This window comes from Herbaspirillum sp. NPDC087042 (genome assembly GCF_044745245.1).
Classification (GTDB): domain Bacteria; phylum Pseudomonadota; class Gammaproteobacteria; order Burkholderiales; family Burkholderiaceae_D; genus Herbaspirillum.
Genome location: NZ_JBIUZW010000001.1, coordinates 257,613 through 271,137, shown reverse-complemented (window position 1 = coordinate 271,137; position 13,525 = coordinate 257,613). Strand labels below are relative to the sequence as shown.

At 65.8% G+C, this 13,525-nt stretch carries 12 protein-coding genes; 5 read left to right on the top strand and 7 right to left on the bottom strand.

All coding sequences use genetic code 11. From position 1 onward, the window contains the following. Window positions 1-6 precede the first annotated feature (6 nt). The 5 genes from ACIPHN_RS01185 to ACIPHN_RS01165 all read left to right on the top strand — a co-directional run bounded on the left by ACIPHN_RS01185 (window position 7) and on the right by ACIPHN_RS01165 (window position 4,777). A complete protein-coding gene (locus ACIPHN_RS01185) occupies window positions 7-984 on the top strand; it encodes an ABC transporter permease (protein WP_400431552.1) in 978 nt (325 codons plus the stop codon). A gap of 12 nt (window positions 985-996) precedes the next feature. Beyond that, window positions 997-1,827, top strand: a complete 831-nt coding sequence (locus ACIPHN_RS01180; RefSeq protein WP_400431549.1) for an ABC transporter permease — start codon at window positions 997-999, stop codon at window positions 1,825-1,827. Beyond that, window positions 1,824-3,509 carry an ABC transporter ATP-binding protein gene (locus ACIPHN_RS01175; protein WP_400431546.1) on the top strand — a complete coding sequence of 562 codons (1,686 nt, stop codon included), beginning with the start codon at window positions 1,824-1,826 and terminating at the stop codon, window positions 3,507-3,509. Before ACIPHN_RS01180 ends, ACIPHN_RS01175 begins: the two co-directional genes overlap by 4 nt. 21 nt (window positions 3,510-3,530) lie before the next feature. Further along, window positions 3,531-4,367, top strand: a complete 837-nt coding sequence (locus ACIPHN_RS01170) for a VOC family protein (RefSeq protein ID WP_400431544.1) — start codon at window positions 3,531-3,533, stop codon at window positions 4,365-4,367. 125 nt (window positions 4,368-4,492) lie between these two features. After that, entirely contained in the window at window positions 4,493-4,777 is a 285-nt protein-coding gene (locus ACIPHN_RS01165) for a hypothetical protein (protein ID WP_400431541.1), read from the top strand. 63 nt (window positions 4,778-4,840) lie between these two features. Here ACIPHN_RS01165 and ACIPHN_RS01160 read toward each other — a convergent pair whose 3' ends face one another. The 7 genes from ACIPHN_RS01160 to ACIPHN_RS01130 all read right to left on the bottom strand — a co-directional run bounded on the left by ACIPHN_RS01160 (window position 4,841) and on the right by ACIPHN_RS01130 (window position 13,406). Then, window positions 4,841-5,890 (bottom strand): ABC transporter substrate-binding protein, encoded by a 1,050-nt coding sequence (locus tag ACIPHN_RS01160; protein ID WP_400431538.1) that lies wholly within the window; start codon window positions 5,888-5,890, stop codon window positions 4,841-4,843. A 56-nt stretch (window positions 5,891-5,946) separates the two neighbouring features. After that, on the bottom strand, window positions 5,947-7,647 hold the full coding sequence (locus ACIPHN_RS01155) for an ABC transporter ATP-binding protein (protein ID WP_400431535.1): 1,701 nt from the start codon (window positions 7,645-7,647) through the stop codon (window positions 5,947-5,949). A 15-nt stretch (window positions 7,648-7,662) separates the two neighbouring features. Next, entirely contained in the window at window positions 7,663-8,211 is a 549-nt protein-coding gene (locus ACIPHN_RS01150; protein WP_400431532.1) for a carboxymuconolactone decarboxylase family protein, read from the bottom strand. 10 nt (window positions 8,212-8,221) lie between these two features. Then, window positions 8,222-9,088: an ABC transporter permease gene (locus ACIPHN_RS01145; protein ID WP_400431529.1), complete on the bottom strand. Its 867-nt coding sequence runs from the start codon at window positions 9,086-9,088 to the stop codon at window positions 8,222-8,224. 13 nt (window positions 9,089-9,101) lie between these two features. Continuing rightward, window positions 9,102-10,118, bottom strand: coding sequence for an ABC transporter permease (locus ACIPHN_RS01140; RefSeq protein ID WP_400431526.1), 1,017 nt, complete (start codon window positions 10,116-10,118; stop codon window positions 9,102-9,104). A gap of 7 nt (window positions 10,119-10,125) precedes the next feature. Continuing rightward, entirely contained in the window at window positions 10,126-11,763 is a 1,638-nt protein-coding gene (locus ACIPHN_RS01135; protein WP_400431523.1) for an ABC transporter substrate-binding protein, read from the bottom strand. A gap of 71 nt (window positions 11,764-11,834) precedes the next feature. Then, the gene (locus ACIPHN_RS01130; protein ID WP_400431520.1) at window positions 11,835-13,406 is read right to left on the bottom strand and encodes an ABC transporter substrate-binding protein; all 1,572 of its coding nucleotides are present in this window, start codon (window positions 13,404-13,406) and stop codon (window positions 11,835-11,837) included. Window positions 13,407-13,525 lie beyond the last annotated feature (119 nt).

The following is a 13,525-nucleotide window of genomic DNA, read 5'->3' as shown; positions in this document are numbered from 1 at the left end:
CACGCCATGCGTCTGTTTGCCCTGGCCGCGCGCCGCCTGCTGGCGGCGCTGCCGGCCTTGCTGATCATCCTGGCGGGGCTGTTCCTGCTGCTGCAACTGGCCCCGGGCGATACCGTCGATGCGCTGGTGGCGCAGATGGGCGGTGGCGACGCCACCATGATCGCCAGCCTGCGCGAGTATTACCGGCTCAATGACTCGGTCTCGATGCGCCTGGGCGACTACCTGTGGCGGCTGGTCCACCTGGACCTGGGTCACTCGGCGATCTATGGCAAGCCGGTGGCGCTGGTGATCGCCGAACGCCTGCCGGCCACCTTGCTGCTGATGGGCTCGGCGCTGGCGATCGCCTTTGCCGTCGGCATGGCACTGGGTGTGCTGGCCGCGCGTCGCGTGAACCGTTGGCCCGATACCCTGATCTCCACGCTGGGACTGGTGTTCTATGCCACGCCCTCGTTCTGGTTTGGGCTGATGGGCATCTTCGTCTTCGCCATCTGGCTGGACTGGCTGCCCTCGGGCGGTTTCGAATCCATCGATGTCTCGCTGCACGGCCTGGCCAGGATCACCGATATCGCCTGGCACCTGGCCTTGCCGACGGTGACGCTGTCGCTGATCTTCCTGGCGGTGTACCTGCGCATCATGCGTGCCTCCATGCTGGAGGTGTCGTCCCAGGACTTCGTGCGGACCGCGCGCGCCAAGGGCGTGGGCGAGACCGCCGTGGTGGTGCGCCACATGTTGCGCAATGCGCTCTTGCCCATGCTCACCCTGGTCGGGCTGCAGGCCGGCACCATGCTGGGCGGCTCGGTCGTGGTGGAAACGGTCTTTGCCTTGCCCGGCCTGGGCCGGCTGGCCTACGAGGCGGTGGTGCAGCGCGACCTGAACACCTTGCTGGGCATCGTGTTCGTCTCGGCCTTGCTGGTCATCGCCATCAATTTCGTAGTCGACCTGCTCTATGCGCGGCTGGATCCGCGCATCAATGGCACGCACTGATGATCTGAATTCATGAATCTGCTCAAACGTTACCTCAACAATCCCGCCGCCGTGGTCGGCCTGCTGCTGTTGCTGGCCGTGCTGGCCGCGGCGCTCTCGGCCGGCTGGGCGTATCCGCGCAATCCGCTTTCGCTGGCGGGCCGTCCCCTGCAATGGCCGGGTGACAGCAGCCGCTTCCTGCTGGGCACCGACCAGGTCGGGCGCGACATCGCCGCCCAGATCCTCTACGGCGCCCGCGTCTCGCTGGGCATCGGCGTGGTCGCCACCGCCATTGCCGCCGTCATCGGCCTGGTGCTGGGGGCGGTGGCCGGTTTCTATGGCGGCTGGATCGACGACCTGCTCATGCGCATCACCGAGGCCTTCCAGATCCTGCCCAACTTCCTGCTCCTGCTGGTGCTGGTGGCGGTGTTCGGCTCCGAGATCGGCACCGTGGTGCTCTCCATCGGTGTGGTGTCCTGGCCGCCGGTGGCGCGCCTGACACGTGCGCAGTTCCTGACGCTGCGCCATAGCGAGTTCGTGCAGGCCGCACGCAGCCTGGGCATGGGCGATGCCAAGCTGATCTTCCGCGAGATCCTGCCCAATGCCTTGCCACCGGTGATCGTCTACGGCAGCGTCATCATGGCCGTGGCGATCCTGCTGGAGAGTGCGCTGGCCTTCCTCAACCTGTCTGATCCCAACGTGCCGTCCTGGGGCAACCTGATCGGTGCCGGGCGCGGCGTGATCCGGGTGCAATGGTATGTCTCGGCCATCCCGGGCGTGGCCATCCTGCTGACGGTCCTGGGCATCTCGCTGGTGGGCCAGGGGCTCAACGACGCACTCAATCCGAGGTTGCACCGCTCATGAACGCTCCCCATCCCATCCCGGCCTCCTTGCTGGCGCCGGCGCCGGACCCGGCGGCTACACCCCTGCTGGCGCTGAAGCATCTGTCGATCGCCCTGCCCAAGGGCGCCGATCGGGCCCTGGCGCTGGATGATGTCTCCCTCGACCTGTACGCCGGCGAAGTCCTGTGCGTGGTCGGCGAAAGCGGCTCGGGCAAGTCGCTCACCGCCAATGCCGTGCTGGGCTTGCTGCCGGACGGTGTCAGGACGGTCGCCGGGCAAGCGATCTGGCAGGGCCGCGACGACCTGCTCACGCTTTCACCGGCTGCCTTGCGCCGCCTGCGTGGCCAGGGCATCGGCATGATCTTCCAGGAGCCGATGACGGCCCTGAACCCCTTGCACACCATTGGCCGCCAATTGGCCGAGGTCTTCGAGGTGCATACGGTACTGCGCCGGCGCGAGATCCAGGCGCGCGTGCTGGCCTTGCTGGAGTCGGTCCAGATCCCCGACCCGGCCCGCACGCTGCGCGCCTATCCGCATGAACTCTCGGGCGGCCAGCGCCAGCGTGTGATGATCGCCATGGCGCTGGCGCTGGAACCGGCGCTGCTGATCGCCGACGAACCCACGACCGCGCTGGACGTGACCACCCAGGCGCAGATCCTGCACCTGATCCACGATCTGCAGCGGCGACGCGGCACGGCGGTGCTCTTCATCACCCATGACTTCGGCGTGGTGGCCGAGATCGCCGACCGGGTGGCCGTCATGCAGCGTGGCCAACTGGTCGAGCAAGGGCTGGCGCAGCAGGTGCTGGGGCATCCCCGCCATCCCTACACGCAAGCGCTGATCGCGGCGGTGCCGCCGCTGACGCCGCCGGCGCCACGCCTGTTGAGCGCCAGCGATGCGCCACCCGCGCTGGAACTGCAAGGCTTGAGCAAAACCTATCGTCCGCGTGGCTGGTTCCAGCGCCACGCGAGCTCCCCAGCGGCGGTGGACGATGTCAGCCTGATCCTGCCAGCGGGCGCCACCCTGGGCATCGTCGGCGAAAGCGGTTCCGGGAAGTCCACCCTGGCCCGGCTGGTGCTGGGCCTGCTGGCGCCGGACGCCGGTCAGGTGCAGGTGGGTGGCAGCCCCTTGCCGCAGGGTGCCGCGCAGCGACGCGCGCGGGCACGCAAGATCCAGATGGTGTTCCAGGATCCCTACGGGTCGCTCAATCCGCGTCACCGGGTCGGTGAAATCGTCGCCCAGGGGCCGCTGGAGCAGGGCGTGCCGCGCCGCCAGGCCCTGGCTGAAGCGCGTGAGCTGTTTGCGCTGGTGGGGCTGGATCCGAATGCCTGGCAACGCTATCCGCACGAGTTCTCCGGCGGCCAGCGCCAGCGCATCGGCCTGGCGCGTGCCCTGGCCTTGCGACCGCAGGTGCTGCTGGCCGACGAGCCGGTGTCGGCGCTGGACGTGTCGGTACAGGCCCAGGTACTGGCCTTGCTGGCCCGGCTGCGCGAGCAACTGGGCCTGTCCATCCTCTTCATCACCCATGACCTGCGGGTCGCCGCGCAGATCTGCGACCGCATCGCTGTCATGAAGCAAGGCCAGGTGGTCGAGCAGGGCAGTTGCGCCGAGGTCTTCGGCGCGCCGGTCCATCCCTATACCCGCCAGTTGCTGGAGTCCGTCCCGGGCCGGCAGTGGCATCGAGAACCAGCCCGCGAGGGTTGAACCATCCATCAGGAGACAAGCATGAGCACTCGCATCGACCACGTGGTGATCCACGTCGAGGACGCCCTCGACGACGCCCAGGAAAAATACACCCGCCTGGGCTTTGCGCTGACGCCGCGCGGCCACCATTCCAAGGGCACCAGCAACCATCTGGCCGTCTTCGGCGATGACTACCTGGAGCTGCTGGGGGTGGAGCCGCAGCGCTCCTCGCTGCGCTGGGGCCATCCCGGCGGCCTGGCCGGACTGGTCTTCAAGACCAGCGACGCCGACCATACCTGGCGCCACCTGGTCGAACGCGGCGTGCCGCTGGAAGAGGGTGGGCCGCAATCCTTCCATCGTCCTGTGGTGGTCGATGGAGAGCATCTGGGCGATGCCCGCTTCCGCACCTTGCGCATTGCCGCCAACCGCATCCCCAACGGCCGCGTGTTCTTCTGCGAGCACGCCACGCCCGAACTGGTCTGGCGCGCGCCCTGGCAAACCCATCCTAACGGTGCCACCGGTCTGGCTGAATATGTCTATCTGGCGCTGGATCCGAGCGCGGCGCAAAGCATCCTGAGCCAGGCTTTCGGCAGCAACACGGTGACCCGTCATCGGCATGGCGTGCGCTTCCAGGCTGGCAAGACGGCCATCTGGTACCTGAGCCGGGAGGGCGTGGCGCAACACTATGGGGTGGATGTCGCGCTGGTACCGCAGGGCATAGAACGCGCCGTCGGCCTGACCGTGCGGGTGGCGTCGACCGGGACCACCCGCACGCTACTGGAGGCCAATGGCCTCTCCGACGTGCTGACGGTGGGCGACAAGCTGGTGGTGCCACCGTCCCACACCCATGGCGTCATCCTGGGCTTTGCCGAGGAGTGAGCAGTGAGGCCGGGCGCCGCGGCGCCTTGCCTGTCTTGCAATCAGGAAACGCCCGATGGTGGCAGGCGCTGAGAGCGCCTATCTTTTCCTTCATAACGAGGGAGGGGATCATGTGTACCAATGCCATGAGCATTGCGCTTCGCCATGTAAAAATCATTGCCCGGCTGGGCGACATGTCGGAGCACGACGAACCGGTGGACGAGCTGGTGCGTACCACGGTCAGGAACTGCCTGCTGGCCATGCAGGCCGCAGGTGCGGACGCGGCGGACGCCGCCGAGATCATCGAGGAATTGCTGCAGCACGAACTGGAGCTGCTGCCGCTGGAGAAGGAAAAATTCCGGCACGTGCTGGAGGCCGCCCACCTGCATGCCGAATATCTGGTCGTGACCGACCGTAAATTCCTGCATTGAATCGGACTGGCCTGCCGCGCCGGCAAGGAGGATGCATCCCTGCATCCCCCATGGCATGCAGTCCTAGCTGCCACCGCCCGCGTGGGCGTCTTCAAAGAAGTAATCCTTCCAGGAAGCCGGACGCTGCTTGATGGCGCCCACGTCAGCCAGGAACGATGCCAGCTTGTAGGTATTCTGCGGCTGCAGGGTGTATTGCACATCGGGCAGGGAAATGATTTCCTGCACGAAGGCCACCGGCAGCTTCGAGTTCTCCAGTCGCACATAGGTGGCCGCAGCCTCGGCCTTGTGGCCTTGCACGTAAGTCAATGCCTCGGCCAGCGCGCGGCGCAGGGCGGTGAAGGTCTTGGGGTTTTCCTTTTGCCAGCGCTCCGGCGCCCACAGGATGTTCAGGGTCGCCGGTCCGCCCAGGATCTCGTAGGAACTGGTGATCTTGTGGATGGCCGGATCCTTCAGTTCCTGGAACTGGAACGGCGGGCTGGCAAAGTGCGCGTTGACCTCGGTCTTGCCCGAGAGCAGGGCGGCGGCCGCTTCGCTATGCGGCAGGCTGACCGTGAGTTCGTCGAAGTGATTGAACTTGTCGCGACCATAGCGGTTGGCCGCGGCGATCTGCAACAGTCGCGCATGCAGCGAGATGGTTGTGGCCGGCAGGGCGATGCGATCGCCTCGACCGAAGTCATCCAGCGTCTTCACCGCCGGATTGCGCGAGAGCAGATAGGTCGGCAACGAACCCAGGGCCGCGATGGCCTTGATGTTCTGCTTGCCACGGGTACGATCCCAGACCGTCAGCAGCGGCGGCAGGCCGGTGGAGGCCACATCCAGGGTATTGGAGAGAATGGCGTCATTGATGGCCGCGCCACCGGAGAGCTGCTTCCACTCCACATTGGCTTGCACACCTTCCTGGGCGGCATATTTCTCGATGAGCTTCTGGTCGCGCACGACGTGCAGCAGGATGTCGCCGACATCGTACTGGTAGGCGATACGCAGCTGTCCTTCGGCATGGGCCGGAGTGCCCAGCAGCAGGGCGATGGCTGATGCGACGGCGGCCAGGCGGGCGGGCCAGCGGGCAATCCGTTTCGGTTGTTGGTGCGTGGTCAGGGAGAATGGGGACTGCATGGGATTGATCCTCTTGGTGTGATAAAAGTATTGAAACGTCCCGCTGTCCGATCCGCTCAGGCTGTCAGCAGCTCGGTGGCAGGACGTGGTATCCGCGCCGATCCTGGCGCTGCGGCCAGCAATTCACGGGTGTAGGGGTGTTGCGGCTGGCGCCAGATGTCCTGGTGGCCACCCTGTTCGACGATGCGGCCCGCCTGCATCACCAGGACACGGTCGGCGATATAGCGCACTACCGACAGGTCGTGCGAGATGAAGAGATAGGACAGGCCGAACTCCTGTTTCAGGTCCACCAGCAGGTTCAGGATCTGCGCCTGTACCGACACATCCAGTGCGGAGACGGGCTCATCGCAGATCACCAGGGCCGGCTTGAGCACCAATGCGCGGGCGATGCCGATACGCTGGCGCTGGCCGCCTGAGAACTGATGCGGATAGCGCGCCAGCGCGCTTTGCGGCAGGCCCACCAGGTCGATGATGCGGGCAATGCGGGTGCGCCGCTCGTTGGCATCCCTGACATCGTGGATCTGCAAGGCGGCATCGAGTATCTCGCGCACGCTGTGACGCGCATTGAGCGAGGCATACGGATCCTGGAACACCATCTGTATGCGCCGGCGCAGGGGCCGCATGGCCTTGCGATCGAGCCGGGCGATATCCTGGCCCTCCAGCAGGATGCGGCCGCTGCGACTTTCCTCCAGGCGGATGATGGCGCGTGACAGGGTCGACTTTCCGCAGCCCGATTCACCCACCAGGCCCACGGTCTCGCCGGGGGCAATATCCAGGCTCACCCCGCGCACGGCGTGGACCACTCCCCTGGGCGATGCGTAGTCCACCTGCAGGTCTTGTACCGACAGCAAGGGCAGGGCATCGGCAAGCACCGCCTGAGGCGGCTGGGCCAGGGTCGTCGTTGTGAGGCTGAACTGTGGCTTGCCGGGTGCATCGGGCTGGTTGCGGATTTCCGGCAGGCGTTGCTGGCGATAGTGCAGGTCCTGCTCCAGTCGCAGGGACGCCCCCAGCAGGCCACGGGTATAGGGATGCTGGGGGCGTGCGAACAGTTGCGCAGTCGGCGCGTCTTCGACCTTGTCGCCGCCAAACATGACCGCGACCTTGTCGGCCCATTGTTCCACCACACCCAGGTCATGGGTGATCAGCAGCACCGCCATGCCCAGTTCACGGCGCAACTGGTCGAGCAGTTCGAGGATCTGCGCCTGCACGGTGACATCCAGCGCCGTGGTGGGTTCGTCGGCAATCAGCAGGCGCGGTCGGTTGGCCACGGCCATGGCGATCATCACCCGCTGGCGCTGGCCGCCGGAGAGCTGGTGCGGATAGTCATCGATGCGGCGTGCCGGATCAGGAATGCGCACCAGGGCCAGCAGCTCGAGCGCACGTGCCCGCGCGGCCCGCTGATCCAGTGGCTGGTGCAGGCGGATGGCCTCGATCAGTTGCTGGCCGATGGAGAGCACCGGGTTCAGCGAAGTCATGGGTTCCTGGAAGATCATCGAGACGGCGTTGCCACGCAGGGCGACCAGCTCCGACTCGGACAGGGCCAGCAGGTCCCGCCCTTCGAAGAGGACCTGGCCCGACACCTTTGCCGACGGCCCCAACAGGCGCAGCAGCGACAGCGCCGTGGTGGACTTGCCGCAACCCGACTCGCCCACCAGGGCCACGGTCTGGCCGGCGGCGATGCTCAAGTCCAGGCCGCGCACTGCCTGGTGCTGGCCGAAGCTGACCTTGAGATCACGAATCTCGAGCAGGGATGACATGATGGACTCCCGTCTTCAGGCGGCCAGCCCGGTTGGCTGGTATTGCGCCTCCAGTTGCACGTCCAGTGCCTCGTTGAAGCGGGCAAAGAAGGCGCACAGGGCCGCACGCAGGGTCAGTTCGACGATCTGCGACTCGTTGAAATGCTCGCGCAGACGCGCCACCAGGCTATCGCCCACGCGCTGCCGGGTCACCGCCAGCGCATAGTCGCGCACCAGCAGCTCAAGCGGGCCCAGGCCGGGCACATCGGCCTCCAGGATGCGCTCGACCGTCTCGGCCGAGACCTGTTCGGCGCGCAGCTTGGGCGCATGGTGTGACACGCAGTAGCTGCATTCATTGGCCCGCGAGGCAGTCACCAGGACGATTTCCAGGTGCAGGCGCGAGATATTGCCCTCGGCGGCAAAGCCCAGCAGCAGGCCATAGAGGTGCTCGATGGCGGCAGGCCGGTGGGCCAGCACGCCCAGCATGTTGCCGAAGGCGCCATATTCGGCCTCGACCTTCTCGAAGATGCTACGGGCCGGACCCGGCGGGAGTTGCGAAGCTGACAGGGTGGAGACGCGTGCCATGGGAGTGTCCTTATTGGTGGTCGCGCGGGTCCAGCACATCGGCCAGCCCGTCGCCCAGGAGGTTGAGGGCCAGCACCGTGATCACGATGGCCAGGCCCGGAATGGTGGTGATATACCAGTCGGTGCGCAGCACTTCGCGGCCGGCGCCGACCATGTTGCCCCAGCTGGGGGCATTGGGGTCGCCCAGGCCCAGGAAGGCCAGGCTGGATTCGGTCAGGATGGCAGTGGCCACCATCAGCGAGGCCGAGACCAGGATGGGCGTAGCCGCATTGGGCAGGATGTCGCGCAGCAGGATGCGGGCGTCGGAGGCTCCCAGCGCCACGCTGGCGCGCACCATCTCGCCCTGCCTCAGCCTCAGGGCCTCGGCCCGTACCAGGCGCGCAAGACCAGGCCAGGCCGTGACACCGATGGCCAGGGCGATGGTCCACAGCGTCGGTTGCGCCACGGCCACAATGGCCAGGGCGAACAGGAAGGAGGGGATGGTCTGGAAGAATTCGGTCACCCGCATCAGGGTCGCATCCAGCCAGCCGCCGTAGTAGCCGGCCAGCAGGCCACCGCTGACACCCAGCAGCAGGGCCAGCAGGGTAGAGACGGCGGCGATCAGCAACGAGACGCGGGCGCCGTGGAAGATGCCGGCCAGCAGGTCGCGGCCCAGCATGTCGCTGCCCAGCAGGTAGGCCGGATCGGCCCCCGGATGCAGAAAGGGCTCGGCCACCATGTCCAGCGGGTCGCCCGGGAACAACCAGCCAGCGGTGGCCGCCATGGCCAGCACCAGCAGCAACAGCAGGCTGCCGGCCAGTGCCGAGGGCGAGCGCAGCAGTCGCGCTAGTGCGCCTTGCGTGGGGATGGCCGGCAAGGCCGGTGCCAGTGATGTCATGACAGCGTCCTCGTTAGAGTCGGATGCGCGGATCGAGCCGCACGTAGATGGCATCGACGATCCAGTTGACCACCACGACCACGGCCGAACTGCACAAGAGGATGCCAAGCAGGAGATTGAAATCGCGCTGGAACAGCGCTTCGAAGGCCAGGCGGCCCAGACCCGGCCAGGAAAACACGGTCTCCACCAGCACCGCGCCGCCGACCACGGCGCTAGCCTGCACGCCCAGCATGGTCACCAGCGGCAGCAGCGCATTGCGCAGCACATGCGCCAGCAGTACGCGGGGTGGCCGGGCGCCCTTGGCCACGGCCGTCCGCACGAAGTCCTGGCGCCGGACCTCGATCATGGCTGCACGCATCAGGCGCGTGTAGACCGCCATGTAGAACAGGCCCAGGGTCAGGGCCGGCAAGACCAGGTGGCGGGCCACGTCCAGCACGTGGGCCAGGCCGGTATAGCCCGCCTCGACGGTGATCATGCCGCCCACCGGCAGCCAGTCCAGCCAGACCGAGAACACCACCACCAGCATCAGGCCGATCCAGAACAGCGGGGTGGCAAAGAACACCAGCGCCAGCAGCGACACCAGCAAGTCGGTCAGCTTGCCGGCGCGGTAGGCGGCCAGGCTGCCCAGCACCACGCCACCGACTGCGGCCAGCAGGATGCTGGCCCCCATGAGCAGCAGGGTGGCCGGTATGCGCTCGGCGATGAGCTGCACCACCGGCATGCCCTGGCGGAACGAGTAGCCCAGGTCGCCCTGCAGCAGATGCAGCAGGTATTTGCCGAACTGGACGGGCAATGGCTGGTCCAGCCCGAACTGGGCGCGCAAGGCCGCCATATATTCGGGTGTGGCCGCACCGGCTTCGCCGGCCAGCACCTGAGCGGCATCCCCCGGCGCCAGTCGCAGCAGGAAGAAATTGATCACCGCCACCCCCAGCACCACCGCCAGCAATTGCAGCAGGCGGCGGCCGCTGGCGCGCAGCAGGCTGCCCCGGCGGGGCAAGACGGGCGTGACGGCGTCGACACTGATGCTCATGCCGGCCTCAACGCTGCTTGGGCTCGGTATTGGCGCCCGCATTGGCGGCCACCTTGGCGCCATTGTCGAACCAGGCATTCTTCAGCGAACCATAGACCTGGTCCACGCCGGCCACGGTGTCCTTGAGGCTGGACGACTGCACCGTGAAGAAGTGCAGTTCCAGCAGCGGCAGCGAGGGCAGGTCGGTCTGCACCTGTTGCTGCAGCTTCTTGAACAGGGCCACGCGCTCGGCCTGGCTGGGCGAACCCTGGGCCTGGCTGATCAGTTTGTCGGCCTCGGCGCTGCGGTAGCCGGAGCCATTGCTCCAGGGGATGTTCTTGCCTACCGAATCGCTCCAGTAGGCGCGGGTGACACCCACCAGCGGATCGGCAAAACCGGCGAACCAGACCACGGACAGATCGAAGTCACGGTCACCATAGACGCGCTTGGTATAGGTGGGCGTGTCCTGGGCACGTACGTTGACCTCGATGCCGACGCGCTTCAAGGCGCTGCGGATGAATTCGCCGCTGCGCTTGAAGTCGTCGCCATAGGGCAGGTAGTCCAGGTTGATCTTCAGGCGGGTACCGTCGGCACCACGCTTGAGACCGGCTTCGTCGAGCAGGGCTTCGGCCTTTTTGGGGTCATAGCCATACTGTGGCACGTCACTGGCATGGAATTGCTTCAGGGTCGAGACCACCGGACTGTCGGCGGGCTTGCCGAAGCCATACCAGACCACCTTGTTGAAGGCATTGCGGTCGATAGCGTAGGCCAGCGCCTGGCGCACCCGTACGTCCTTGAAGTAGGGACGATCCAGGTTGATATCGACGAACAGCCAGGGCGAGAGCCACTCATAGCCGCGCGTCTCCAGCTTCAGGCTGGGCAGCTTGGCCAAGCGCTCGGCATCCTTCAGGGGCACCGGCGAGAATGGGGCGTACTGGGCCTCGCCCTTTTCCAGCGAGGCTGCGCGGGCGCCGGCGTCAGGCACGATCTTGAAGACGATCTTGTCCAGGTAAGGCTTGCCCTTGTCCCAGTATTCGGGATTGCGCTCCAGCGTGATGTAGTTGCCCCGGCTCCATTCCTTGAAGACGAAGGGGCCGGTGCCCACCGGCTTGTTGTTGTAGGGATTGTTGAGGATGTCGGTGCCCTCGTAGAGGTGCTTGGGCAGCACCTGCGCGCCATTGCTGTTGAGCGAGCTGAGCACGGCCAGCGAGGGTTCGCTGAAATGGATGACCACCGTGTAGTCATCCGGGGTGTCGGTGGAGGTGACCTTGCCGTAGAGGATCTGGTTGCGCGGGTGGATCTTCTTCCAGACGTTTTCCAGTGTCCACTTCACGTCGGCCGAGGTGAAGGGCTTGCCATCGTGCCACTTCACGCCATGACGCAGGTAGAAAGTCAGGGTCTTGCCATCCTGGGAGAACGCCCAGCGCTCGGCCAGGGCCGGGCGCAACTTGAAGTCGTTGTCATATTCCACCAGGCCATCAAAGACATTGGCGCTGAAGAAGCCGGTCGGCGCGGCGGTATTGAGCGCCGAGGTCAGGATCACCGGTTCCGGCTGCAGGAGGGCGGTGAGCGTGCCACCCGGCACCGGTGGGGCGGCATGTACGATGCCGGTGACGGTCAGCATGGCGACACCCAGCAGGGCGCGCAATCGATGGAGTTGGAGCATGGTCTTCCCTCTGTGATCTGTTGTTTTGTCAGTGTTCTGCTGCGGTGACGAAGTCTGGCAAGGTCGCCACCTCAGTCCAGCCAGGCGTCCTTGAGCGAACCCTGCGACTGGTCACCCTGTGCATCGATGCCATGCAGGCGCGGCGAATGGAGGGTGAAGAAGTGCAGCTCCAGCAAGGGCAAGGTCGGCAACTCGGACTGGGTGATCTGCTGGAAGCGCTTGAACAGCGCGACCCGCTCGGCCTGGGTCGCGGCGCCCTGGGCCTGGTCGATGATCTGGTCGACTTCGGCATTGCGATAGCCGGAGGCATTGGTCCACGGCACGTTCTTGCCGATCCAGCCCGACCAGTACATGCGGGTCAGGCCGATCTGCGGGTCGGGGAAGGAGGCATTCCAGGAGATCGAGGTATCGAAGTCGCGGTCGCCATAGACTCGCTTGGTGAAGGCTGCCGTATCCTGGCTGCGGATGTTGACCTCGATGCCGACACGCTTGAGCGATTGCTTGAAGTATTCGGCGGTGCGGCGATAGTCGTCGCCGTAGGGCAGGTAGTCATTGTTGAGGGTAAAGCGCACACCATCGGGGCCGCGCTTGAAGCCCGCCTCGTCCAGCAGGGCCTCGGCCTTCCTGATGTCGTAGCCGTAGCGCGGCACCGTGGCGTCGAAGAACTGCGTCAGGGCGCTGGGCACTACCGACACGGCAGGCTTGCCATAGCCATACCAGACCACCTTGTTGAGGCCGTCCAGGTTGGTCGCATAGGCGATGGCGCGGCGCACGCGCACATCCTTGAGGTACTTGTTATCCAGGTTGAAGTCCACGTACATCACCGGCGAGGACCACTGGTAACCATTGGTCTCGACCTTCACCTTGCCGGAGGCGGCCAGGCGCTGGGCTTCCTTGGGTGGCACCGGGCTGAAGACGGCATACTGCGCTTCGCCATTCTCCAGCAGGGCTGCGCGCGCGCCGGCGTCGGGGACCACCTTGAAGACGATCTTGTCCAGGTAGGGCTTGCCCTTGTCCCAGTACTCGGGATTGCGTTCCAGGGTGATATGGCTGCCGCGCACCCATTCCTTGAAGAGGAAGGCACCGGTGCCGATCGGCTTGTTGTTGTTGGGATTGTTGAGGACGTCGCTGCCCTCGTAGAGGTGCTTGGGCAGGACCGGCGCCCCCCACGAATTCAAGGTCGACAGCAGTGCCAGCGAAGGCTTGCTGAAGCGGAAGATGGCGGTCAGTTCGTCGGGCGTGTCCACCTGCGTCAGGTTGACCAGGATGGCCTTGTTGCGCGGGTGCAGGGTCTTCCAGACGTTTTCCACCGACCACTTCACGTCGGCCGAGCTGAAGGGCTTGCCGTCGTGCCACTTGACGCCGCGCCGCAGGTGGAAGGTGATGGCCAGGCCATCCCTGGAAACCTCCCAGCGTTCGGCCAGCTGGCCATGGGCTTGCAGGTCCTTGTCATAGCTGAGCAGGCCGTCATAGACGTTGGTGGCGATCAGCGAGGTCGGCTGGGCGGTATTGACGGCCCCGGTCAGTGTGACCGGCTCGGGCTGGACGATGGCCAGCAACGTGCCGCCGGATTTGGGGGCGGCTATTGCAATACCGGATACAAAGAGTGAAGCCAAGACGAGATTGCGCAAGCGTGTAGCCATGGTGAGATCGTTTCCTGATGCGCGTTGCAGCGGACTGGTGCGCGTTTTCTTGTTGGGGGGAATGGGCAGTGGCCGAATACGCTATTAGACCAAAGCGCGTGGCCACGCCGAACGAAGCA

Coding starts and splice junctions, on each gene's coding strand:
- ACIPHN_RS01155 (WP_400431535.1), bottom strand. CDS start 7,647: ATGTCATCCCTGCTCGAGATTCGTGATCTCAAGGTCAGCTTCGGCCAG.
- ACIPHN_RS01145 (WP_400431529.1), bottom strand. CDS start 9,088: ATGACATCACTGGCACCGGCCTTGCCGGCCATCCCCACGCAAGGCGCA.
- ACIPHN_RS01165 (WP_400431541.1), top strand. CDS start 4,493: ATGAGCATTGCGCTTCGCCATGTAAAAATCATTGCCCGGCTGGGCGAC.
- ACIPHN_RS01150 (WP_400431532.1), bottom strand. CDS start 8,211: ATGGCACGCGTCTCCACCCTGTCAGCTTCGCAACTCCCGCCGGGTCCG.
- ACIPHN_RS01185 (WP_400431552.1), top strand. CDS start 7: ATGCGTCTGTTTGCCCTGGCCGCGCGCCGCCTGCTGGCGGCGCTGCCG.
- ACIPHN_RS01140 (WP_400431526.1), bottom strand. CDS start 10,118: ATGAGCATCAGTGTCGACGCCGTCACGCCCGTCTTGCCCCGCCGGGGC.
- ACIPHN_RS01175 (WP_400431546.1), top strand. CDS start 1,824: ATGAACGCTCCCCATCCCATCCCGGCCTCCTTGCTGGCGCCGGCGCCG.
- ACIPHN_RS01180 (WP_400431549.1), top strand. CDS start 997: ATGAATCTGCTCAAACGTTACCTCAACAATCCCGCCGCCGTGGTCGGC.
- ACIPHN_RS01170 (WP_400431544.1), top strand. CDS start 3,531: ATGAGCACTCGCATCGACCACGTGGTGATCCACGTCGAGGACGCCCTC.
- ACIPHN_RS01160 (WP_400431538.1), bottom strand. CDS start 5,890: ATGCAGTCCCCATTCTCCCTGACCACGCACCAACAACCGAAACGGATT.
- ACIPHN_RS01135 (WP_400431523.1), bottom strand. CDS start 11,763: ATGCTCCAACTCCATCGATTGCGCGCCCTGCTGGGTGTCGCCATGCTG.
- ACIPHN_RS01130 (WP_400431520.1), bottom strand. CDS start 13,406: ATGGCTACACGCTTGCGCAATCTCGTCTTGGCTTCACTCTTTGTATCC.